The sequence below is a fragment of the Paenibacillus sp. RC67 genome (genome assembly GCF_030020805.1).
GTDB lineage: Bacteria > Bacillota > Bacilli > Paenibacillales > NBRC-103111 > Paenibacillus_S.
In genome coordinates this window covers 7,848,580-7,872,032 of sequence record NZ_CP125098.1, presented here as the reverse complement: position 1 = coordinate 7,872,032, position 23,453 = coordinate 7,848,580, and the positions used below count along the sequence as shown (strand labels likewise).

Sequence of the window (23,453 nt, the reverse complement as noted above, 5' to 3'; positions counted from 1 at the left end):
TTACCTCCTAATATATCCGAGCATGATATCTTCAATGGTAGGCTTCTCAATAAGAGCACTAGCGATATTTTCATATACAGCCGGTTTATTGTTGGTCAAGCCTTCAAAGCCATACGTAGTTTCACGCAGCGTTAGAAATAGGCTCCGAGTATGCTCATTAAGCTCTTTCTTGTCTCCCTTAACGAAGCCGTGCGTATCTAACAATAAGTCTTTATCCTCGTTTAAAATAATGTGACCTTTATCAATTAGAATGAGCATATCCGCTATTTTATCAAGGTCAGAGGTTATGTGCGTGGAGAAGAAGACACTTTTGCCGTCCTGCTCCATAAACTCTAACATAATCTCCATAATCTCGCTTCGTATTAAAGGATCAAGCCCGCTTGTCGGCTCATCCATGATCAGTAAATCAGCGTGATGGGATAGCGCTAAAGCAATGGCATACTTCATCCGCATCCCTTTGGACAAAGTCGATATTTTCTGATTTTGGTTTAGCTCGAAACGATCCATGTTTTTATGAAATTCGGCGTTATCCCAGTAGAAGTAAGCGGGAGCAAGTACGCTTTTCATTTCTCCCATGGTTAAATCCTCATAGAAGTAGCCTTCATCGAACACGATACCGATCCGATTCTTCAATTCTCGCTCATGCTTATCCATATCTTTACCGAATAACTGAATTTTCCCGGAATCTTTTAGTGTTAAACCTAGAATGGATTTAATGGTTGTCGTTTTTCCAGCTCCGTTAACCCCGATAAAGCCGGTGATGCAGCCTTCCGGTAAAGAGAAGCTGACATCCAGTAATCCGAAGGAACCCCTATTCATGTTCAAACCCTCTACTTCCAAAACAGCACTCATTGTTCACTATCTCCTTCCTCGAATAGTAGATCCATCATTTGGTACAGCTCGCTTTTACTGATGCCGAGCGAAAGGGCTGCATTCCATGCTTCAGTAAGCTTCGCTTCGACCATCCGCCGCTTGGATTCTCGCAAAAGCTCCAGGTTTCCTTGAGCGACATAGGAGCCCTTTCCTGCCCTGGTAGTAATGAAGCCTTCTGTTTCAAGCTCATCGTACACCCTGCGGGTGGTCAGTACGCTCACGTGCAGGTCGTTAGCCAGTGCACGAATAGAGGGAAGAAGCTCGCCTTCGGCTAATTCTCCTCTAAGAATGGCATCCTTAATTTGTCCTTTTATTTGTTGATATATTGGGGGATCCGATACGTTAGAAATAATAATTTTCGTAATCCTTCACTCACTCTCAACTGTGTATGTAGTTCATGTACAGAATATACAGATAGCCCGGCAAAGTCAACATGCATTCATTTACAAAATAAGCCTTTTGTAAGAAGCCGTTCAAACGTCGAAAAGAGAGAGACATACGTCTCCCTCCTAAGCGGCGTCGTAAAACGGTTTAGACCAAGCTGCGTTTCGATAGGCACTATAAACCCACGCTACCTATAGACATTTTTCAAAACACATATATGGCACCGGCCGAAAAGGGAATTTGATCTCTCCAACTGGCCGATATCCGGCCCTACTATACATGCCCACTGCGCCGGGATTTTTAGTGTACACATCCAGACGGATGCTGCTATTTCCTTGCTCTCTCGATAGGTTCTCAGCAAATTGAAGCAGCTGTTTGCCAAGTCCTCTCCCTTGATAGTCTGGATGAACAGCCAAGCGATGGATACAAGCGAATTTCCCTCGGTTATCATTCCATTGTAGTGCAGCATATTTCCCGCTTTGTTTGGCGTCAAGCACGACAACAGCTACGATTTGATCATCCATTTTCATTCCGTAAAGGTTTTTGTTGCGCAGATCGCTCCCTATGACAAAGCCGTTTGGATAAAACCGATCCCATTGCTCGATACCTTGTCGCTGTAAATCCTGTGTGACCGATCGAAACAAGGACATCACCGCATTTTTATCTTTACTATCCAATCGGACAATACTCATACTAGAACCTCCTTCAGATTCGAGCCTTGTTTGATCTCATTCAATCGTTTAGCGGAATGCTTCCTATATATGACCGTCCATGCAATAGCAGCGCCGATAAATCCGTACAGAACAAGGTTAGAGAAAGCGAGAAATTCAGCAACGGTAAGCTGGAACACCATGATGGTACGGACGGCGGCTTCCAGAAGGAGCAGGATTCCCCATACAAAAGTCATCAGTCTCATGACATAACGGAAGTACCCGTAATTCCAGTTCTCCGCAAAATCAGGATTATCTATAAAACGCTTCGCCAGATAGAACATGAGCGGCCGGCGGAAGAGCAAGGAACCGAGGAAAACAGCGCCTACAGAGCCGGTGATCATCGATTCACGAATAAGCAGAATTTTTTCGCTACCGCCCATCGCAACAAGAACCAAAGTGACAATCAGAGTGAACAGCATCACGGAGCCAAAGGCATCCAGCTTGCGATGCTTGATAAGATAAATCACATTGTCTGCCAATGGGACTAAGGTTGCTATGGAGAGCGCAGCGATGCTGGTCATGTAATCGGAGAGCCAGACATAGAGCGCCCAAGGGAGGATACCATTAACAAGCAGCGTTAAAGCAATGGATAATCGTTTTGACATGTGAATCAACCTCTCTTTGACAGGTATTAACCTGCGCTTGTTTTTTAAAAACCGACCATCGGTTTGTTATTGAAATCATAATATAACACAGACCAGCGGTCTGTCAATACATAATTTAGAATTATTTTCCTTGGGCTTATACTACCTTAGGAAGGGAGGGAGTAAATCCAGAATGAGAGCATATTATTAGGGCATTAGGAGGTGAACAATGCAATCCCATCACCTACATAGTACGCCGCTCGTCTTTATTCCAGGGCTGTTCGGATCAATGAGTCATGTTATTGTCCCCGGGACAGGGGGCTGGGGCTTCGGCATCGCTGGGGTATTTTATGAGCCTTTTGTTATGGAGCTGGAAAGCATGGGCTATAAAAGAAATACGACCTTGTTTGTAGCTTTTTATGATTGGAGACAGCCCATTACGTATTCAGCACACACTTATCTGGTTCATGCCATTAAAGAAGCGAAACGAATAACAGGCGCAAGCAAGGTGAACTTAGTCGGACATAGTATGGGCGGAATGGTGGCCAGAGCCTATACGCAAAGCGACTACTATCAGAGAGATGTGGATCAGTTGATCATGATGTGTTCACCTAATGCAGGATCTCCGGCTAATTATAGCTATTGGACAGGAGGGACTATCCAGTACCCATCGGGAGTTCATCCTAATGTCGTCTCTTTGTATATGCATCAATACTTAAACTATTTGTACCGACTGTACCCCACCAACAAAATAGCTGCTCTCCGTACTCACTTTCCGAGCTTATCCGATATGATTCCTTCTAAGGCTTACGGCGATTACCTCATAGTGCGTGAGAACGAATCGTTACGGCTTATTCCATACAGCATTATGCAGGTGAAAAATACGTTTCTAGATCATTTAAACGCGGACCAAGATATCCTCAAAAGGCGGGAGATAGACGTTACCCTAATCGCCGGGATAGGTCAAAGCACTATTCAAAACCTTCAGAAGACTTCTGATTCTACAACCTTTATAGAGGGAACTGGAGTGATGTGGGCCGCAGTAAACAGTGATGCTGGAGACGGTAACGCGATGGTAAGCAGTGTGTTTGTAGTAGACGGAGACAAGTATTTGGTAGAAGGAGACCATATGGAAGTATTATTCAGAAGCCGCTCTATTTTGAAAAAGAAGCTTACCTGAAACCGATGGCAGTACAGTTGAGCGTACACAAAGGATACTCCTTATCATGTCGAAGGGTCGACAGAGGGGGATCCTTATTTATATTTTCCTACTATCATCTGACAAAATACCAAATATTATTTGATAAATAGGGTTAAGGTGTATACAATTAAGACAATGTTTGGAAACGGTTAATGAAAGAGGGATTGATTTGGCTATCATTGATGTTATTAAATTTAATGGAATAGCGAATCGAAATTGGTTGGTTTACCGTTACCCCGGCGATAGCTTTGTGTATGGTTCACAGCTTATTGTGGGTGAGGGGCAAATTGCCGTTTTTGTAAAAGGCGGAAGGGCGCTTGACTACTTCACAGCAGGCACCTATAAGCTTAAAGCGCAAAATATTCCACTGTTGCAACCGGTAATAAATCTCCCCTTTGGCGGTAGAACCCCGTTCTCAGCAGAAATATTCTTTATTAATACAACCGCCAAGCTGGATGTTTTATGGGGGACTAGTGATCCGATCAGTCTGATCGATCCTAAATATGGGGTACGCTTAAGAGTAAGGGCATTCGGCCAAATGGGTCTGAAAATCACGAATTTTCGCGTGTTTTTAACGGAACTTATTGGTGCTGTTGGTGATGCGCAGGTAGTCAAATACGATACAGTAATTAGCTATTTTAAAGGCGTTACGGTCTCAAAGGTGAAAACGATTATTTCGGATATGATTATAAATCAAAAAATATCGGTGCTAGAAATAGCCCCGCGGCTAGAGGATATTTCCGAGAAAGCTCAAGATAGCATTACCGGTGAATTTGAACGGTTTGGCATTGATATTATCAACTTTTACTTATCGTCTATTAATTTCCCTGACGAAGATTTTGACATGATTAATAAGCTGTTAGGTGAAAAAGCGGCATTCGACATTATAGGGGAAAATCGATACAATGTGAAGCGCTCGTTTGATGTTATGGAGGCCGCAGCGGGTAATGAAGTAGGAGGAAGCATGGCGGCTGCCGGTATGGGCTTTGGTCTTGGGGCTGGAGGCGGTATGGCTATCGGTAATACATTTGCCCAAACCGCTGGAACGGTTATGCATAACGCTGTAGGAGGTCCTTCCTGCAAAGCATGTGGACATGCGAACGAGGTAGGGGCTAAATTCTGCGGCAATTGCGGTGACAAACTAAGCAAGGAACAGATAGAATGCTATTCCTGTCAAACTTTAGTTGATGAAGATGCGAAGTTTTGTTCCAATTGCGGCAGTTCCATGATGTCTAAGCCTTGTCCGGGCTGCAATAAGGAGAATAAACCCGGAACCAAGTTCTGTGCTGAATGCGGCACCAAGCTGGGGGGTTGAATGTGAGTAGACCTGATTTCAGATGGCTTCGTTTGTGTACAGCCGCAGTCTTCGATATTGCAGCTATAATCATGTTTGTGAAATTTGCGCTGCTCTTGGCAGAACCTATTAAACTAGTCTTAGTATGCGTTATATTTGCTGTTGGCATCATCCTAATAAATGGAATTCTGATTTTGCCTGAGCTGTTTTTGAGAAATAGCAGCTTTCCATACCGCGTATCCTTTGTTCTGCTATCCATCGTATACTTCCTAGTTTCGAATCTTATTTCCTTGCTCTTCGTTTCAGGAAGCATCGTGTGGTACACAGGCTGGGAGCTGTTTATCCTGGCTCTGTATGTAGGTATATATGCTGTCCTGGCGTTCTTTGCACAACTAGAATCGAAGGACAGAAATAATACGGCGCTGGAGCAGGATGCCAGAAACTCGATCCGTACACAGCTTATGAATATTGAGACAGCCTTAGCTGAAAAAAATACAGATGGTACCACTTCTTCTGTCTTAAAAGCTTTTAAATTGCTTAAAGAGCGAATCCACGCCTCCACACCATTCGGAAGAATAACAGGCAATAGCCAAGTGATGGAGTTGGAAAACAGAGTGAGGGTGAATCTGGAGTTTTTGCAGCTGCATACGAAATCTAGCATCCATGACGGCAACAAAAATGATATTTTGAAGCTAATCGAAGAAACCCAAGGACTTCTATCTAATAGGGAAGCCTTAAATGTAAAATGATATAAAGAGAGGAGCTCGTATCTATGAGCACAAAAAACTGCCCATCCTGCGGCGCGCCGGTTGCATTGAACACAACGGAATGTAAGTACTGCGGAGAAGAATTTGCTATGACTCCGCCGCCAAATCCTCAAATTCAACAAAATGTTCCTCGTGAAACACAGTCCGTGGTTAGTAACCATATTTATGTGAATACCTCGTCTGAGGCAACTGTGGTGATAACTGGTGGTAAAAGCAAGGTTCTTGCGGGGATATTGGCTATCTTATTCGGTGGATTAGGCATCCATAAATTCTATTTGGGCAAAGTAGGATGGGGTATTGTTTACATACTGTTCTGCTGGACCTACATTCCTTCTCTGCTTGGCCTAATTGAAGGCATTATTTATCTTGCTTCAAGCGAGGAGAATTTCGATAGGAAGTATGGTAGAGGCAGAGCGTTTTAATGCCATTGGAGTGCAAACATAGTCTTGTAAAAAAGTAAGACGCCCGTTCTTTCCTTAGTGAAAGAGCAGGCGTCTTTTTGGCATGACCGCGTTTTCTAGCATGACTTATTCCTCTTCATCCCATTTGCGTGAGTAAGCTTTCTTGGTAATCCAGAAGGTTAAGCCCAGTACGATAACTAAGCAAACAATCGACCAAAAGATGATGACACCCATTGTTAACACGATCCTTTGTCATATTTTAAATTCCGGGCCATTCAACACTAATCTTGTGTAGTTTGCCCATATCCCTGTTCGAATAAGTCAGCGTGCGTGCTGATTGAATATAGAATGCTTGTACCTGTATTGTATCATGATGTCTGTTCTATCTGACTATTGGAATATGGCGATATTATAAAACAAATGATGGATAATCATCAACCCAATTTAATTCAATGAATAATCATCGTGCATGGAGGATAATCATGAACACTTTTTTCTGAGCCTATCCTGCAGTGGGCTTCAAGCCACAAAGGGGGTTCATATCCAGCAAATTGGTGCTGTATGGGGCCGTTTGGCCAATCATTGGAATCATCTGTGCTGATTGGTTAAGAAATGGATATTATTTGAAACGGATATTTGAAGTAAACTGAGAGAGACTGAGTTCCTAATTTGTGGGATCTCGATTTTGCTTATGAAAGGAGGAAGCGATCTCGGCTTCAATTAACCATACCCTATCGAGGAGGTTTTTTATGCGTTTAAAAAGAATGTCCGCAGCTGTTCTTACCGTATTCACATTGGCTTTTAGCCTTCTAGCGACCTCAACAATCCCTTATGTAGGTGTCTCCAAGGTAGAGGCGGCCTCCACAGGAGGCTACTCTACAGCAACTGGCTCAACGGATACTGCTGTGACGGTAACCACTCTAGCTGAATTACAGAGCGCCTTTAACGCCGGTAAACACCATATTATCATTAAGGGCAACATTTACGGAGGTTCCCAGCTCACGACCCTGACCTTTGCCAGCACAAGCTGGAACAATGTTACGATAGAGGGAGCAAGCGGGGGTGGAGCCGTTCTACAAAACATTCAGCTTAAATTTAGCGGAGAGCAATTAGCAACCGGTACAAATATTGAAAATATCGTCATCAAAAACATTACCTTCTACGGTAATATTACCGATCTGCAAAATTTGAGCGGCGCAGCTATTCAGCCGGGAGGAAGCGGGACAAATTATTTGGGGCTTTCTTTCCGTCGCACCAGTAACGTATGGGTCGATCACTGCACAATTTATAACACTAGTGATGATCTATTGGTGGTATCCAAGGGCTCGGATAATGTCACGATATCGTACTGTCACTTTTATTTCACGACCAGTTGGTTGAACATGAACCCGAATCCGATGTGGAACTGGGTTGGAACCAATCAGGATCTTGCCTCTGAACGGCTCGCAATGGTCATCGGAGCCAACAAGAGCGACTCGTATACATATGGAGGCGGCAAGCTTCACGTAACGATGCACCATAATTGGTTCGGGCCGAATATGAAAGGGCGTCCGCTCATGCGCGGGTTCGTCCATCTGTACAACAATTATTTTGATAACAGCTCGACGCCTTCCGGAACGAATTCCGCTGGATCGTCGCAGCAGCAGTACAATGCCAATCAGATTGGCAGCGGCAGCGTTATTTACTCGGAAAGCAATTATTTTTACAAGACGAATCAAAGCAATCAAATAGGCCTAGACAGCTCAGGAGATTCTTACTCCTTCTATGAGCGGAACAATACTTACAATGCTACAACGGGTACTTCGGCGACGGGTGCCTCTTACCCTGGCTCGCTGCCATTCTCTTATAGCTACTCCCCGGATGCAGCCAGCAATGTGCCTAATCTGGTTCAAGCGAATGCCGGACCGAAATGATCTCCCTAGGAGGGCGGCCCCGCTGCTCTGGTAGCAAGATAAGTTCCCGATAGCAGGGTATCTGGTACGTAATACGCTATCTGTATCGTAAGTGTGATCGAAAATAGGACTTCCCAATATCCTGTAAGCTTCTTATTATAGGATAGGTGGGAAGTCTTTTTAAACAGTATAGAATTTATGAATTTCGGGGCTCCCCGTAAAGTACCTGAAGCAGCTTCGAAGCCAAGGCCCCACTTTGTGGGGCTATTTTACCTTAGGCAATATTGGATGTGAAATAACTGCCCTTAACCCCTTGTTTTAGTAATCTAATTTTGGGACAATAATAGGACTGAATTTATAGATTTGAAAAGAGGATATGATATGAATAAAGAATCCATTTATGGATTAACTTTGGATCAATTAATAGATTGGCTGCAGGAACATGGTCATAAAAAATTTCGCGCCATGCAGGTGTGGGATTGGCTTTATAGGAAGCGGGTAACGGACTTCTCTGAAATGGCCGATGTTCGCCCGGAGTGCATTCAATTACTGAAGGATCATTTTGTTATTTCAACGTTGAATGAGCATATGAGGCAAGAATCGTCAGATGGGACCATTAAGTTTTTGTTCAATCTCCATGACGGTAATCTGATCGAGACGGTACTCATGAGACATAAGTTCGGGTTATCGGTATGCGTGACTACGCAGGTCGGCTGTAATATCGGGTGCAGCTTCTGCGCGAGCGGCTTGCTGGCTAAGAGCCGTGACTTAACCGCTGGAGAAATTGTGGAGCAGATCATGAAGGTCCAGCTGCATCTGGACCAAGCGGGCCAAGATGAAAGAGTCAGTCACATCGTAGTGATGGGAATCGGCGAACCGTTCGATAATTTCAAGAACATGTCTGACTTTATCAATGTGGTCAAAGACCACAAAGGGTTGGCCATCGGATCAAGACATATTACGGTTTCAACAAGCGGCCTTGCCGACAAAATCATCGAATTTACGGATTCTGATTTGCAGGTGAACCTGGCGATCTCTCTGCATGCTCCAAACGACGAGCTTCGTACACGGATTATGAAAATCAACCGCGCCATCCCGCTGAGCAAATTAATGCAAGCTATCGATTATTATTTGGACAAAACGAAACGGAGAATTACGCTGGAATATATCCTGCTCAGGGACGTTAATGATGGCAAGGAGCATGCTCTCGAGCTGGCTGAGCTGGTTGGTGACAGACGTCAACTGGCCAACGTCAACCTGATTCCGTATAATCCGGTCGATGAGCACAGTCAATACCAGCGGAGCGAGCAGGAATCTATCGTGGCTTTCTACGATACGCTGAAAAAACAAGGCATCAGCTGCAGCGTTCGTCTGGAGCACGGAACTGATATTGATGCCGCTTGCGGACAGCTGAGAAGCAAACAGATTAAACAATCGATTGGGTAAATAAAAAGCACATCCTTTTGGATGTACACAGGCTGTCGAGAAACCATGAATCTTCAGATGTATAGGTGGTACTCCGGTGGGGTATCCCCCTCCAGCCGCTGTTGTTATCGGGAAGATTTTAAATTTTTCAGCGGTGATTTCACGGGTTTCAAAGGCGGACATAAACTCCTCCGAGGTATACCCCACCTACCTATATAGCAAATTTCTGAAGAAACAGGTTTATCGGCTGGCTAAGCACATCCTATTTTGGGGATGTGCTTTTTATGTTACTAGGGAGTAAAAGGACCCATAGACGCCTTGTACCAAAGGCTACTTCCGAGTAAAGGCCATACTTAATGCTGGATGACGAATTCATCCCACTTTTTGCCGTCCACATCATAGGCTTGATATGTTAATGAATTACCTTCGATCGTAATCCCCGCGAACATCGGTTTCCCATTTTGGAAATGTACCTTATGGTAGAACTGATCCTTCTTCTTTTCGTTCATTTTGGCTCCGGAAGCGTTGGTCACAACATATACCGTTCCTTCGTGGTTTACAACCGGCCCATCCCCCGTACCGGCTACTTTTCCATTACGCAAAGGATACGATCTGGAGTACTCGTGATTATGACCCTGTAAGACAAGGTCTACCTTGTATTCGTCAAACAGAGAAGTCCACTTCTCGGTCTTCGTGTACATATTCCCGCCGTAAGCTCCTCTATGTACAGCTACGATCTTCCACAGCTTGTCGGTATGAGCGAGGTCATTACGGAGCCATTTGGTCTGTTCGTTAATATTGGATTCGGTATTCAATACAATGAAATGCGCGTTGCCGTAATCAAACGAATAATTTGTTCCTGGGGTAGAGCCTTCCGCTCCATTAACAGGCAGATTAAAGTGGGCGAGATATCGATCTGCATTTTTATCGATTTCATCGTGATTGCCGGTAACTGGCATGAACGGGAACTGCTTCAGCCAGCTCTTCGTCTTTCCGAAGAAGTAGTCCCAACCTGTTTCATCCTCAGGATCTTCCGTCAAATCGCCATTATGAACAACGAAACGGGCTTCCGGGAACGTCTGGAACGCTTTGTCCAGTGCGCGCCCCCATATCTCAAAATCCCCCTCGGTCACTCCTTGCGAATCGGTAACGTTAATAAACGAGAAAGCGCTCGTTCCTACCACCTCTGTCATGAAGGAAGAAGGCTCGCTCCATCCCGTATCTTTGCCGCTTCCGACCCGATAGGAATACGCGGTTCCCGGCTCGAGTCCAGTAATTTCCGCTTTGTGAACCCCTTGAGTATGCTTCTTGTCCGTCTTGATCGGCGTTGTCGTAGCTTTTAGCGTATGAACCTGATTGCCAGTGAAATTGATCACCCCGGCGCCTTTTATCCATTGAATGACAGCCCCTTCATCGGGATTATCGGTGTACCAAGTGAATGCACGGCTCGTGCGGGCATCTCCCTTAATCGTAGTTACCAACGACTTGGGTGCACTGGATCCGGTCGAACCTTCCTTCTTTTGCGATTCCAGCCATAGGGCCACACCCACTACAATAACGGCCAACACTATCAGCCAGACGACGATTTGATATCGGCCCATATTAGACAGCTCCCTTAAAAATTCGCTTTGTTAACCCAGTGTAAATCTAATGTAAAGGGATTGTAAACTTTCAGTTGCTGCTCAGGGTGCGCTAAGCGTGAGTTCAGTTAGGGAAGATACAATACTTTTTGTAACGAAGAAACAACAGGAAGGAAATAGAACAGTCCAACATAGATCGTTGACGTGATATAGAAAGAGGTGTGACATGAGCAAGAGCTTGAAATATCGTCATGAACTGAAGTTTTTCATCAATCAGCATCAGTTTCATATTATCCGACAACGTCTTAAAAGCTTGATGCGCCAAGATAAAAACGTCGGTCCCTCAGGAGAATACCATATACGGAGCTTGTATTTCGATGATATGAACAATAAAGCGCTTCACGAGAAGCTGGGTGGAATTCGAGATCGGGTCAAATACCGTATCCGTATCTATAACGTTCAGGATAATGTCATTCATTTTGAGAAAAAGATCAAGTTCAACGACTATATTGCGAAAGTCAAAGAGCCGTTGACTCGGGAGATGTACGAACAGATCGTCGCCGGGCAATTCGAGGCACTGAACAACCCGGATAAGCCGCTGTTTCTTGAACTATATCAAGAGATGAATCACCATCTGCTGCGGCCCAAGGTCATCGTCGATTATGTCCGGGAACCGTACGTATGTCATAACGGAAATGTCCGAATTACATTCGATAAGGAATTAAGAACCGGTCTTCATTCTACGGATATATTCAACAAACAATTGAATCCGGTCCGGGCTATCGATGAGAATCTGATTATTCTTGAGGTGAAGTACGACGAGTACATTCCTGATTATATCAAGATTGCGCTGCAGCTCGAAGGGCTGAACAGACAGTCAGCATCCAAATATGTCATTTGCAGAAAGTTTTTGAAATATAACACTTGGGAGGATTATTGATCTATGGAAACTAACACAACAACGGCCACGAATTTCTCGGATTTATTAAAAAAGTCGGTAGTCAACAACTTTGTCTCGGACATTAACATTTCGAAAATACTGCTTTCGCTGGCAGTCGCCTTTTTCATTGGATTCTTTATTTACTTACTGTACAAACGGGTCTTCAGCGGCGTCTTGTATTCCAAAAGCTTCAACATCTCACTTATCGGCATGTCCATGGTAACGGCAATGGTGATTATTGCAGTCAACTCGAACCTGGTGTTATCGCTTGGTATGGTCGGCGCGCTGTCTATCGTTCGTTTCAGAACACCGATTAAAGACCCTACCGATCTGATCTTCTTGTTCTGGGCTGCTGCCGCGGGAATCGTATCCGGAGCCGGTTTCTACACGTTAGCTATTGTTGGTTCAGTGATAATCGGTCTGGTCATGTTCTTCTTTATTAAAAAATCTTCCTTTGAAACACCATACTTGCTAGTCATCAATTGCGAGGGAGATTCAGCAGAAAAAGAAGTTCATACTCTTGTAGGTCGGCTGGTAAAAAGATATAACGTCAAGCAAAAAACAGTAACTCACGGCAATATCGAAACGACATTGGAGATTCGCCTTCGCGATAACGAGGGCAACTTCGTGAACCAAATCAATGAGCTACAAGGCGTGAAGAATGCCGTGCTTATCAGCTATAACGGTGATTATGTATCTTAAGAATGGAGGGTGTTCAGAATGAAAGCGAAAGCGATAACGCTTCTTCTATGCATCTGCCTGATCTTGGGATTGACCGGATGTGGAGTGACGAGCAGCGGGAGCAAAGCAACCACCGGGAGCGCGGTGACGGCTAGTACCGCTAGTTCGGAGAAGGAGAAGAGTATAGACGAGAACGTATTTCCGAAGGAAAAAGTGATTGATGTGAAAATTACGCTGGACTCGAGCGATTTTCAGGATATGCTGGACAATGCCAGTGCGGAGGAATTCAAAACCGCATCCGTTGATTATAACGGCAAGCATATAGATAATGTCGCTGTCAGGACCAAGGGGAACCTTAGCCTTCGGAGTGTGGTGAATTCGGATTCCGATCGGTACAGCTTCAAAATTGCCTTTGATGAATATATATCAAGCCAAAGTCTCGAAGGAATAACGAAAATTAATCTTAACAATAATTACAGTGATCCTACTTATATGCGGGAGTTCCTCACTTATGAACTTGCCGAACAGATGGGTTTGCCAACCCCTAAATACTCTTATGTGAACTTGTATGTGAACAATGAGCTTAAAGGACTTTATTTAGCTATAGAACAAATAGGGGAGTCTTACCTCGAAAGAAATTTCGGCAATGCCACTGGGGCATTATACAAGGCTAATGGCGGAAACGGCAGCGAGTTGAATTGGCTGGAGAAGGCCAGCGCCTATACAGGGCTCGACTTAAAATCAGGCTCAACTAAAGGGGAAGAGCTTCTTGCCATGGTCAACGAACTGAACAACGGTTCTGATTATGAAAAGGTGCTGGATGTCGAAGAGGCACTGAAGTTTATAGCTCTCAATATGACTACTGCCAACATGGACAGTTATTTGGGAGGCAATAAACATAATTATTATTTGTATGAGAACAAAGGAAAATTCTCCGTGCTGCCTTGGGATTACAATATGGCGTTCGGAGGCCTTGGAGGATCAAGCATTCTCATGGATGAGCCGACGCAGGGCTCATTGTCGGAGCGGCCGCTGATCGATAAACTGCTTAAGGTTGATCAATATAAGGAGCAATACCACCAAATTGTTAGCGAAATGATTCAAGGCTATTTATCGGACGCGAAGTTTGGGACGCGTGTTCAAGAACTATCTAATATGATTTCTTCTTATGTGGAAAAAGATCCGACAGCCTTCTATACGTATGAACAATATCAGCAAGGAGTAACTCAGCTCAAAACATTCAACTCGCAAATGGTTGCCAGCCTTACGAAGCAGCTCGACGGCACGAGCCCTTCCTCGGGAGACGGTTCCGGGAGCGGCGGCGGTATGGGCGGTGGCATGGGAGGAGGAATGCCGGGCGGTGGTATGGGACAAATGGGCGGTGGTAATAACAACGGCAAGAAAGGCCAGCAGGTCCAAGCCAAAGCCGCAGCAGCCGATGGTCAGGCGGGCCAGCAAGCGCAGAACGGCCAAGGCGACCAGCAAGCGCAGAACGGCCAAGGCGGCCAGCAAGCGCAGAACGGCCAGGCGGGTCAGCAAGGGCAGAATGGCCAAGTGGGCCAGCAAGCGCAGAACGGCCAGGCGGGTCAGCAAGGGCAGAACGGCCCAGCGGGCCAGCAGATGGGTCGCCAGGGTGGACCTGGTGGCGGTCAAGGAGGCGGCTTTGGCGGACCCGGTGGTGGCGGTCCAGGCGGCCCGGGTGGCCAGCAGCAACAGCCGCAAGGCAGCGTAAGCGAAGCTGTTACAGCAGGTATAGCCTTTGTAGTGCTGTTAGTGGCTTGCTGCATTGTGGTGCTGTATAAACGCAAAAGACTGTAGGTAGAGGCCAGGGAGCTCTTCAGCTCTCTGGCTTTTTCGCTACTGTTGCATGGGTATAGCCATGTCAGCTGCAAGGGTATAAAACGGAAAGCAACGGGCAGGAGTTTGGGGCTTCAAGGCCTTTGTTTTTTTGTGCGTGCCCAGGTTCTTTTATAGCAGATATTAGGGCTGAAATGCTGGGTATCGAGAGGCAAAAGAAGCGATAAACCTTGCGGTATAGGCAGTAAATTCCAAGAGATAATGGTATTGTGCTCCCCACCAGCGAATCTTGTCGTATTATGAGAAATTTCCTCTTGAAACGATAGGAAGTAGCGTGTACTATATACAAAGTAAAACTTCATAAGAACTCGTATAATTATGGGGATATGGCCCATTAGTTTCTACCGGACGACCGAATGAATCGACCGACTATGAGTGAAAAGCGCATCTAGGGTTCCGTTTCTTTTCTTCTATTGGAAAGGACAGGCTGGTCCGAGCGATGCGGGCACTTTGCGTGCTACACCAATAGGGACAAAAACCCAGAAGGACAGGCTTCACTTGAGAGAAGAAGAGCTCAAGGAACCTGTCCTTTTTTTTCACATAGGAAGGTTAACTTCCCTATATCGTAGGGAAGAACTTTCCTATTGGCGATAAAAACTTCTTCCGCTAAACGCGGTCGCGCATCTATGAATGGACGTCGATAGACGTTTTTCTTAATTAAAAAGGGGCGATACACAATATGAAACTACTTCAAGAACGCATACGTCAAGAGGGATTGATCCTGTCCGATACGGTACTGAAGGTGGACTCCTTTTTGAATCACCAGGTTGATACCCAGCTCGCGTTGGAGATCGGCAATGAGTTTGGACGAATTTTTGGCGACAAGCCTATCACCAAGGTACTTACTATCGAAGCTAGCGGTATTCAATTTGCCATGGCTGCTGGCATTGCGCTGGGTGTTCCATTCGTTTATGCCAAGAAGAAGAAAGCTGTCACTCTGGCAGAAAACGTATTTTCGGCACCAGTGCATTCGTTTACCCGCCAAGAAACGTACCAAGTCAGCGTTTCCCAGAAATACCTCGGTCCGAACGATAGAGTGCTGATTGTTGATGATTTCTTAGCAACTGGAGCCGCTTTGGTTGGATTGGTTGATATTGTGAAAGAAGCGGGCGCTGAGCTGGTTGGCGTTGGCTGCGTTATTGAAAAGAGCTTTCAGGAAGGCCGCGGTTTACTAGAAGCTAGAGGCATTGAGGTGCACTCTTTGGCTCGAATCGCTTCGATGTCTCCAGGCGTGGTGAATTTTGTTGAGGATAGTCCATTAATCCAAAAAGTCTAGGGGAGAAAAACAGAATGTTAAGCAAACAAAAGGTAGTGACCTTGGGCTTCCAGCACGTGCTCGCCATGTACGCCGGGGCTGTCGTCGTGCCGCTGATCGTCGGAGGAGCGCTTAAGCTGACTCCCGCCCAAATGGCTTATTTGATCGCAGCGGATTTATTTACGTGTGGACTAGCTACGATTTTACAGGTCATGGGAACGCGGTTTTTTGGCAGTCGATTGCCTGTTGTATTGGGCTGTACCTTTACGGCAGTGGGCCCGATTATTGCCATTGCCTCAACCTCGAACTTAGCGACAACGTACGGGGCGATCATCATATCCGGCTTATTTGTCGTTCTAGCCGCGCCGTTATACGGCAAAATGCTGAAGTTCTTCCCAACCATTGTGACGGGCTCGGTTGTAACGATCATTGGACTCTCCTTGATTCCCGTAGCTATGAACAATGTGGCAGGTGGTCAAGGCGCCCCGGATTTCGGACAGCCTAACAACTTGCTGCTAGCTCTTATCACGCTGCTCGTTATTCTAGTAGTGAACCGCTTGGCAACCGGATTTCTTCGTGCCATTTCGGTTCTTGTCGGCTTGTTGGTCGGGACGATTATCGGCTACTTCATGGGTATTGTTCATTTCTCCTCGGTTGCGGAAGCATCCTGGTTCAGCATTGCACAACCTTTTTACTTTGGCATTCCTCAAATTAGCATTACGGCTATTATTACGATGATTATCGTCAACATTGTCAGTATGGTAGAGTCTACAGGTGTTTATTTTGCCGTAGGCAAAGCGACTGATCAAAAGGTCGAACAAAAGCAGATCGTCAACGGTTTGCGTTCCGAGGGTTTGGCTATTATGCTGGGCGGTATTTTCAATGCATTCCCTTATACAGCTTTCTCGCAAAATGTCGGTCTTATCTCCTTGACTCGAGTGAAAACGCGGGATGTGATTTTTGCCGCGGGCGGCATTATGGTGATTCTCGGTCTGCTGCCTAAGCTGGCTGCTCTAACGACCGTGATTCCGAATGCAGTGCTTGGTGGAGCGATGATAGTCATGTTCGGCTCGGTGGCTGCTTCAGGGATTTCGATTTTGTCCGAGGTCGATTTGCGCAAAGAGCGTAACCTATTGATTGCGGCTTGCAGTATCGCAGTTGGTTTAGGCTCGGCGACGCTTCCCCAAATGTTCGACCTGCTTCCTGACTTTGCCAAGATGCTGCTGCAAAACGGGATCGTATCCGGTTCGTTGACCGCTATTATTTTGAACTTATGCTTATCCAATTCAAAAGACGACGCTTCGTCCAGAGCGGACACCAAAGCAGCGTAATGCCTATATTCGGAGCCTCTATTTGTTGTAGGAAGCCAGACTTTCTTCCACGAATAGAGGTTTTTTACTGCAGCTTGCACGGCGATTTAGGTCGTTAACGAAATTTATGTTACAATGGCACTAAAAACACCATAAGGGGATGACTATAATGAGCGAGGCTATTAACGAGCAGGAGCTAATTGATTTTATTGCTGGGAAATCGAAAGTCGACGCCGAAAGTATTAAGCTGGTTTTGAAGCATGAACAGACGTTTATCAATAACGCCAAGGAAGATGATATCGATAGTGATGAAATCGTCGATTATGTAATGAGCCGCAAGGACGTCAAATTGGACGAGCTGACGGTTGAAACGATTTTGGAGCTAGAGATGGACTATTTGATGGAAAAAGGCATTGTTACCTACATCGACTAAAATCGGTGCCGATATAAGGAGTCTCATGTCCCGTTGGGGCGTGGGTCTTCTTTTTTTGCCTCAGCATGGTCTAAAGACGGATACAGCAGGTTTGCTCCTTAACATTTACCCTCTATTGGTCGATATAACGAGTAGGAGTTTCGACACCTGCTGAAAAGACTTGTAAAATAAATACAAAGAACGTGTAGGAGGGATAGCTGGGATGAAAAAACGATACGCGATGCTATCGGCTTGTTTGCTTTGGGGCGCCCTGTCGCTTCCTTTTTCCGTGAATGCTGCGGCGGAACGGCCGATACGTGTATATTTGGATAATAAGCTGATTAAGTTCGAGGTGCAGCCGATTTTGGATAATGGGACGACGTTGGTTCCTTTCCGGGCTATATTTGAAAAGCTAGGTCTCGATGTGAGCTGGGATGCGAATACGGAGACGGTCTCCGGTACCAAAGACGGCTTGACGATAGAGCTAGTCATTGATGACACCGATGCTTATGTCAATGATCAACTGAATGAGCTGGAGTTGGCGCCGAGATTAGTGGATGGCAATACGCTAGTTCCTCTTCGGTTCGTTAGCGAAGCCTCCGGCAAGGAAGTGAAGTGGGTTCAAAATACGTCCACGATCTATTTGACCACCCCTAAAGGCTCTACCTCTACAGGGAAACCTGGAGGTACCGGAGGGACCACAAATCCGTCAAAGCCTACGGACACAACGACAGATACTTCTAAGCCTGTAAAAGGGGAGTACGTTTACCCGAACGGTGACAAATATACAGGAATGCTGGTGGACGGGTATCCTGAGGGGAAAGGGAAGCTGGTGAACTCGATAGGCAAGCAGCTGTTCGATGGGACAATGGCTGATGGTGTTCCTAAGGAAGGACGCGCCAAGACCTATTATGACAACGGCCAGCTGAACACGGATGCCGCTATGAAGGACGGCGTGTTTAACGGAGCGGGTAAGCAGTATTCTCCCGGAGGAAGTCTGGCTTTTGACGGAACCTTCTCGAGCGGAGAACGCTATAACGGGACCCTTTATTATGAAAACGGGGATAAGTATACAGGTCCTTTTGATAACGACCAACCGAACGGCAGAGGGAAACTAACTTATAAAAACGGCGACGTTTATGAAGGTGATTTTGTTGATGGCAAACGCGACGGTAAAGGAACCTATACCACCACCAAAGGCGAGAAGATATCGGGGGATTTTAGAAATAATGCTATGGACGGCATGATCTCCCACTATGATAAAAAAGGCATTCTGTTGTCGGTAAGCGAGTATTCCAACGATATTCTGGTACGAAAAATCGATATGGGCGACGAGACGACTACGCTTCCCAATACGAATCCATCTTCACCAACTGATCCGATAAAGCTGGAGAACGATCGTCATGAAAAAGCTTTGAGTGAAATTAAAGAACGGTATAATCAGAATCGGAAGCAGCTGGAGGACCAGCTAGCACAGGTTCGAAAGGATACCCCAGGAGCTTACTCCAGCCAAGCGTCTTACGATAAAGCGCTCGAGGAAGCAAGGACAAAGCATAAGGACATACTGAGCAAAATCAACTCGCTATCTAGCGATAGTTCCAAAACTGCGGAAACGGCAAGAGCCGAACTGGAGAAGCAGCTGACAGATGCGCAGACGCTGATTGACCAAATCTTCAAAAAAGGAGCGACCCAGCAGCAGATTGAGTCATTGAAGACTCGGCTGACAGAGCTTAGAGACGATTACAATGCTGAGTTGAAAAAAGAAAACGATCGCCACTCCTATGCGATTAAACAATTGAAGTAGGAGACAAAAGCCTGTGCTAAGTGCAGGCTTTTTTTTATTTTAAATCAATCATTTTCGGCTGTTGACAAATAGATCAAAATAAAGTATCTTAAATTTAAGATATTTCAACGGCAGCATTGGAGGTGATCGGAATGGCTAACAACCGAGAAGATTCTTTGGACCTGTTTATTGCTCTATCCAGAGCCAGCCAATGGGTAAATGCGCATGCAGATCGCGATATCCGGCGAAACGGTTTAAATCGAACGGAATTCGGGGTTCTGGAATTGTTATACCACAAAGGGGCGCAGCCTATTCAACAAATTGGCGGTAAAGTATTGATGAGCAGCGGCAACATAACCTATGTGGTAGATAAGCTGGAGAAGAAGCAGCTCGTACAGCGGAAAGCTTCGACAGAGGACCGACGTCTTATTTACGCAGAGATAACCGACAAAGGAAAGCAGTTCATAGACGAAGTATTCCCTCTACACGCCAAGGTCATTGATAAAGCCGTAGAAGGCCTCACAGCTGAGGAAAAGCGAATAGCCAGTCAGCTGCTCAAAAAGCTCGGGAAACATGCACAGGATCATTATAAGTAGTTATGTTCAGAACACTGCATATAACTGCTTCACTTTTTCCCATATATCTTAAATTTAAGATTCTTGAAATTAATTAAAATAACATTCATCTATCGGAGGGATTTCAAATGAGTATTGCAATAGGATTGTTAATCGTACGGTTGGTTGTAGGTTTGACCTTCATGGGTCATGGAGCGCAAAAGCTGTTCGGATGGTTCGGCGGCTACGGTCCAAAAGGAACAGGGGGCTGGATGGAATCTGTCGGAATTAAACCTGGCGTGCAGATGGCGATATTATCCGGTCTGATGGAGTTAATAGGAGGTTTGTTATTCGCTGCCGGTCTATTTACCGCTGTAGGAGCTGCGCTGATTGTTATCACTATGCTGGGCGCTATTGTTAAGGTTCATGGTAAAAACGGGTATTGGGCGACTGCCAACGGTTATGAATATAACCTGATGCTAATTGCCATAGCGGTAGGTGTCGCTTTGATCGGTGCTGGCTCTTATTCTTTGGATGCTTTGATGAACTAATTCCGAACAAAATGGATGGGGAGAACCTATTATGAACGATTTCATTTCACTATTGAAAGCACGCAGATCGGCAAATAACTTTATTCCGGGTGTGGAAATACTGGATAGAGAGCTGGAGGAGTTGTTCCAGCTTGTGAAGTTCGCTCCATCCGCTTTTAATTTGCAGCATACGCACTACGTAGTCGTTAAAGATCCAGAGCTCAAAAACAAAGTGTACGAGGCTGCGAATCAACAATATAAAGTTAAAACCGCGTCTGCGGCGATAGTCGTTCTTGGCAATAAGGACGCGTATAAGGACGTTGCAGCTATTAATGAAGGTCTTCTTCAATTAGGTGTTATGAGTAAGCAGGAATACGATATGACAGTTGAATCGGTGCTTGGATTTTATGAGGAACGAGGCGACGCATTCAAGCATGAAGAAGCGATCCGTAATGCAAGCTTGTCCGCTATGCTGCTTATGCTGATTGCCAAGGATAAAGGCTGGGATACGTGCCCGATGATCGGATTTGACCCGGAGGCGCTTCGCCAAGAACTGCGCATTCCTGACAATTACGTTCCAGCGATGCTCATTACGATAGGAAAAGAGGCTGTCTCCAGCCAAAGGCCGCGTGGCTATCGCAAGCCGACCGGCGAGTTTGTCAGCTACAACATATTTTGATTTGAAGTAACCTTATACACTTATACCTAATTATAAAAAGGAGAGATGTTCAAATGACTAAAACAGCAGGAATTCATCATATAACAGCTTTTGTACGGAATGCGCAGGAAACCGTCGACTTTTACTCCGGAGTGCTTGGGTTAAGACTCGTCAAAAAAACAATTAACTTCGACGCACCGGAAGTATATCACTTGTATTTCGGCGATCAGGGCGGAAGCCCGGGCACAATCATAACGTTCTTCCCATGGGCAGGCTCGCGCAAAGGACGTATCGGCGGAGGTCAGGTAGGGATCACTTCGTATGTGGTTCCTGTAGGTTCATTGGATTTCTGGGAGGCACGCTTGAAAAAGCTTGGAGTTTCCGTTATGAAATCGGATCGGTTCGGCGAGCAGTACCTTCAATTCTCAGACAAGGATGGGCTGCGGCTTGAGATTGTAGAGAGAGAGGAAGGAGCTCCTAGCCAATGGTCATTCGGAGGCGTTCCGGCCGACAAGGCTATTAAGGGCTTCGGCGGTGCGGTTCTGTTCAGTACGGCTCCCGTACAAACCGGCAATGTGTTGGAGCAGGTTATGGGCCTGCAAAAAATCGGTGAAGAAGGCTCTTATACACGCTACAAAGCTACGGGAGACTTGGGCAACGTAATCGACGTGAATATAACTCCAATGCCTTATGGCACTGGGGGAGCCGGTACGGTGCATCATATTGCATGGCGCGCCAAAGATTTTGAAGAGCATGAGCTGTGGAGAAGCCGGGTGGAGAGCAGCGGATTCCGACCTACTCCGATTATTGACCGTCAATATTTCAATGCCATTTACTTCCGTGAGGAGGGCGGCATATTGTTCGAGATCGCGACAGATCCTCCAGGCTTTGCCCGTGATGAGAAAGTAGAGGAGCTAGGTGAAAAGCTGATGCTTCCTGAATGGTTCGAAGCCAATCGTTCTCAGATTGAAGCGAATTTGGATCCTATCGAAGTACGCGTATTGGAGGGGGATAAATAATGAAGCATCTATTTCTAAAAGGAACTGACAGCAGCGCCCCAGTGCTCGTTCTATTCCATGGCACAGGGGGTACGGAGCGCGATTTACTTCCGCTTGCTAGAGAAATTTCACCGGGTTCCGCAGTACTGAGTCTTCGAGGCAATGTGCTCGAGAATGGGATGCCGCGTTTTTTTCGCCGATTGGCGGAAGGCGTATTCGATGAAGAGGATTTGATCTTCCGTACGAAGGAAGTCAAAGATTTTCTTGATCAGGCTGCTGTGGAGCATGGGCTGGACCGGCGCAACTTCGTGGCGATAGGCTATTCCAATGGAGCCAACATCGCCGGTAGTCTCATGTTCCATTATCCGGATGCGTTAAAGGGAGCGATCCTGCATCATCCGATGGTTCCACGGCGCGGAATTGGGCTGCCTGACCTGACTGATGTCCCGGTATTTATCGGAGCAGGCATGAACGATCCGATATGTTCACCCGAGGAAACCGAAGAGCTATCGACTCTACTCAAGGGAGCGGGGGCGTCTGTTACGATCCATTGGGAGCGTGCCGGGCACCAGCTAACCCGTACCGAAGTGGATGCTGCGGCAGATTGGTATCATGAAACCTTTGAATAAGCTCCGTTTTGAAGGCTTGAAGAAAACGAGGTGTTTTAGTGATTACTATTGATCCTAAGCAAATTAGTGAGCGGGAGAGCTACAAGCTGCTCATCGGGAGCATTATCCCGCGGCCCATTGCCCTTGTGACGACGCTATCCTCTCAAGGGGTGGTGAATGCGGCGCCGTTCAGCTACTTTAATATCGTTACGGCCGATCCGCCTATGATATCCGTCTCAGTACAAAGAAAACAGGGCCGGATGAAAGATACGGCCCGAAATGCAGTAGATGCAGGCGCATTTGTCGTTCATATCTCGGACGAAACGTATATTCAACAGATTAATCAGACCGCAGCTTCGCTTCCGCCTCATGAGAGCGAGGTAGCATTGGCAGAGCTGTCCACGGTTAAGAGCGAGAAGATTTCAGTGCCTGGCATTGCAGAAGCACGTGTCCGCATGGAGTGTGTCCTTGAACAGGCCATCCCTTTAGGAGGCACGCAAGAGACCCCTGCGGCCGACTTGTTAATCGGCAGGGTGGTATGCTTCCACATCGATGAAGCCGTTTATGATCAGGGTCATATCGATGCTGAGGCGCTTCGGCCGGTTAGCCGACTTGCCGGCGCCAGCTACTCGAAGCTAGGAGAGCAATTCATATTGGACCGACCGGAATAAGAAAGAGCAAGCGAGGTTACATGCAAAGAAGGAGCTGCCCTGGGCATGCTCCTTCTTTTTACTGATATTGAAACGATTGTAG

General features: G+C 46.1%; 24 protein-coding genes and 1 riboswitch. Of the genes, 19 read left to right on the top strand and 5 right to left on the bottom strand.

Going from position 1 to position 23,453, the window contains the following annotated elements:
• The 4 genes from QMA13_RS35860 to QMA13_RS35845 form a co-directional block, all read right to left on the bottom strand.
• The gene (locus QMA13_RS35860) at positions 1 to 852 is read right to left on the bottom strand and encodes an ABC transporter ATP-binding protein (RefSeq protein ID WP_282938576.1); all 852 of its coding nucleotides are present in this window, start codon (positions 850 to 852) and stop codon (positions 1 to 3) included.
• A complete protein-coding gene (locus tag QMA13_RS35855) occupies positions 849 to 1,238 on the bottom strand; it encodes a GntR family transcriptional regulator (protein ID WP_282943701.1) in 390 nt (129 codons plus the stop codon). The genes QMA13_RS35860 and QMA13_RS35855 overlap by 4 nt, the downstream gene beginning before the upstream one ends.
• Positions 1,239 to 1,448: 210 nt before the next feature.
• Positions 1,449 to 1,949 (bottom strand): GNAT family N-acetyltransferase, encoded by a 501-nt coding sequence (locus QMA13_RS35850; RefSeq protein ID WP_282938574.1) that lies wholly within the window; start codon positions 1,947 to 1,949, stop codon positions 1,449 to 1,451.
• Positions 1,946 to 2,575 (bottom strand): VC0807 family protein, encoded by a 630-nt coding sequence (locus tag QMA13_RS35845; RefSeq protein ID WP_282938572.1) that lies wholly within the window; start codon positions 2,573 to 2,575, stop codon positions 1,946 to 1,948. Before QMA13_RS35845 ends, QMA13_RS35850 begins: the two co-directional genes overlap by 4 nt.
• Before the next feature lie 208 nt (positions 2,576 to 2,783).
• Here QMA13_RS35845 and QMA13_RS35840 point away from each other — a divergent pair, with 208 nt between their 5' ends.
• The 6 genes from QMA13_RS35840 to rlmN all read left to right on the top strand — a co-directional run bounded on the left by QMA13_RS35840 (position 2,784) and on the right by rlmN (position 9,555).
• Entirely contained in the window at positions 2,784 to 3,734 is a 951-nt protein-coding gene (locus QMA13_RS35840) for an esterase/lipase family protein (RefSeq protein WP_282938570.1), read from the top strand.
• A 160-nt stretch (positions 3,735 to 3,894) separates the two neighbouring features.
• Positions 3,895 to 5,070, top strand: a complete 1,176-nt coding sequence (locus tag QMA13_RS35835; protein WP_282938569.1) for an SPFH domain-containing protein — start codon at positions 3,895 to 3,897, stop codon at positions 5,068 to 5,070.
• 2 nt (positions 5,071 to 5,072) lie between these two features.
• The gene (locus QMA13_RS35830; RefSeq protein WP_282938568.1) at positions 5,073 to 5,798 is read left to right on the top strand and encodes a hypothetical protein; all 726 of its coding nucleotides are present in this window, start codon (positions 5,073 to 5,075) and stop codon (positions 5,796 to 5,798) included.
• A 215-nt stretch (positions 5,799 to 6,013) separates the two neighbouring features.
• Positions 6,014 to 6,238: a TM2 domain-containing protein gene (locus QMA13_RS35825; RefSeq protein WP_282943700.1), complete on the top strand. Its 225-nt coding sequence runs from the start codon at positions 6,014 to 6,016 to the stop codon at positions 6,236 to 6,238.
• A 728-nt stretch (positions 6,239 to 6,966) separates the two neighbouring features.
• Positions 6,967 to 8,130, top strand: a complete 1,164-nt coding sequence (locus QMA13_RS35820) for a pectate lyase family protein (protein ID WP_282938567.1) — start codon at positions 6,967 to 6,969, stop codon at positions 8,128 to 8,130.
• A 360-nt stretch (positions 8,131 to 8,490) separates the two neighbouring features.
• Positions 8,491 to 9,555, top strand: coding sequence for a dual-specificity RNA methyltransferase RlmN (gene rlmN / locus QMA13_RS35815; protein WP_282938565.1), 1,065 nt, complete (start codon positions 8,491 to 8,493; stop codon positions 9,553 to 9,555).
• A 332-nt stretch (positions 9,556 to 9,887) separates the two neighbouring features.
• Here rlmN and QMA13_RS35810 read toward each other — a convergent pair whose 3' ends face one another.
• Positions 9,888 to 11,135: a purple acid phosphatase family protein gene (locus QMA13_RS35810; protein ID WP_282938564.1), complete on the bottom strand. Its 1,248-nt coding sequence runs from the start codon at positions 11,133 to 11,135 to the stop codon at positions 9,888 to 9,890.
• Positions 11,136 to 11,340: 205 nt separating this feature from the next.
• Between QMA13_RS35810 and QMA13_RS35805 the strand changes: the two genes are divergently transcribed.
• From QMA13_RS35805 to QMA13_RS35745, 13 genes are all read left to right on the top strand, one after another.
• Entirely contained in the window at positions 11,341 to 12,054 is a 714-nt protein-coding gene (locus QMA13_RS35805) for a polyphosphate polymerase domain-containing protein (protein WP_282938563.1), read from the top strand.
• 3 nt (positions 12,055 to 12,057) lie between these two features.
• The gene (locus QMA13_RS35800; protein ID WP_282938562.1) at positions 12,058 to 12,756 is read left to right on the top strand and encodes a DUF4956 domain-containing protein; all 699 of its coding nucleotides are present in this window, start codon (positions 12,058 to 12,060) and stop codon (positions 12,754 to 12,756) included.
• An 18-nt stretch (positions 12,757 to 12,774) separates the two neighbouring features.
• Positions 12,775 to 14,553, top strand: coding sequence for a CotH kinase family protein (locus tag QMA13_RS35795; RefSeq protein WP_282938560.1), 1,779 nt, complete (start codon positions 12,775 to 12,777; stop codon positions 14,551 to 14,553).
• Between the two features lie 327 nt (positions 14,554 to 14,880).
• Positions 14,881 to 14,984: riboswitch (purine riboswitch) on the top strand.
• Positions 14,985 to 15,271: 287 nt separating this feature from the next.
• Entirely contained in the window at positions 15,272 to 15,868 is a 597-nt protein-coding gene (locus tag QMA13_RS35790; protein WP_282938558.1) for a xanthine phosphoribosyltransferase, read from the top strand.
• A gap of 14 nt (positions 15,869 to 15,882) precedes the next feature.
• A complete protein-coding gene (locus QMA13_RS35785) occupies positions 15,883 to 17,178 on the top strand; it encodes a nucleobase:cation symporter-2 family protein (RefSeq protein ID WP_282938557.1) in 1,296 nt (431 codons plus the stop codon).
• 148 nt (positions 17,179 to 17,326) lie between these two features.
• Complete coding sequence (locus QMA13_RS35780) at positions 17,327 to 17,590, top strand: hypothetical protein (protein WP_282938556.1); 264 nt, start codon at positions 17,327 to 17,329, stop codon at positions 17,588 to 17,590.
• Positions 17,591 to 17,792: 202 nt separating this feature from the next.
• Positions 17,793 to 19,373, top strand: coding sequence for a stalk domain-containing protein (locus QMA13_RS35775; RefSeq protein ID WP_282938554.1), 1,581 nt, complete (start codon positions 17,793 to 17,795; stop codon positions 19,371 to 19,373).
• A gap of 131 nt (positions 19,374 to 19,504) precedes the next feature.
• Entirely contained in the window at positions 19,505 to 19,948 is a 444-nt protein-coding gene (locus QMA13_RS35770) for a MarR family winged helix-turn-helix transcriptional regulator (RefSeq protein WP_282938552.1), read from the top strand.
• 107 nt (positions 19,949 to 20,055) lie between these two features.
• Positions 20,056 to 20,457: a DoxX family protein gene (locus tag QMA13_RS35765; protein ID WP_282938551.1), complete on the top strand. Its 402-nt coding sequence runs from the start codon at positions 20,056 to 20,058 to the stop codon at positions 20,455 to 20,457.
• 31 nt (positions 20,458 to 20,488) lie between these two features.
• Positions 20,489 to 21,115 (top strand): nitroreductase family protein, encoded by a 627-nt coding sequence (locus QMA13_RS35760; protein ID WP_282938549.1) that lies wholly within the window; start codon positions 20,489 to 20,491, stop codon positions 21,113 to 21,115.
• A 53-nt stretch (positions 21,116 to 21,168) separates the two neighbouring features.
• Positions 21,169 to 22,113: a ring-cleaving dioxygenase gene (locus tag QMA13_RS35755; protein WP_282938547.1), complete on the top strand. Its 945-nt coding sequence runs from the start codon at positions 21,169 to 21,171 to the stop codon at positions 22,111 to 22,113.
• Positions 22,113 to 22,721 (top strand): alpha/beta hydrolase, encoded by a 609-nt coding sequence (locus QMA13_RS35750; RefSeq protein WP_282938546.1) that lies wholly within the window; start codon positions 22,113 to 22,115, stop codon positions 22,719 to 22,721. The genes QMA13_RS35755 and QMA13_RS35750 overlap by 1 nt, the downstream gene beginning before the upstream one ends.
• Positions 22,722 to 22,759: 38 nt before the next feature.
• Positions 22,760 to 23,371: a flavin reductase family protein gene (locus tag QMA13_RS35745; RefSeq protein ID WP_282938544.1), complete on the top strand. Its 612-nt coding sequence runs from the start codon at positions 22,760 to 22,762 to the stop codon at positions 23,369 to 23,371.
• Positions 23,372 to 23,453 lie beyond the last annotated feature (82 nt).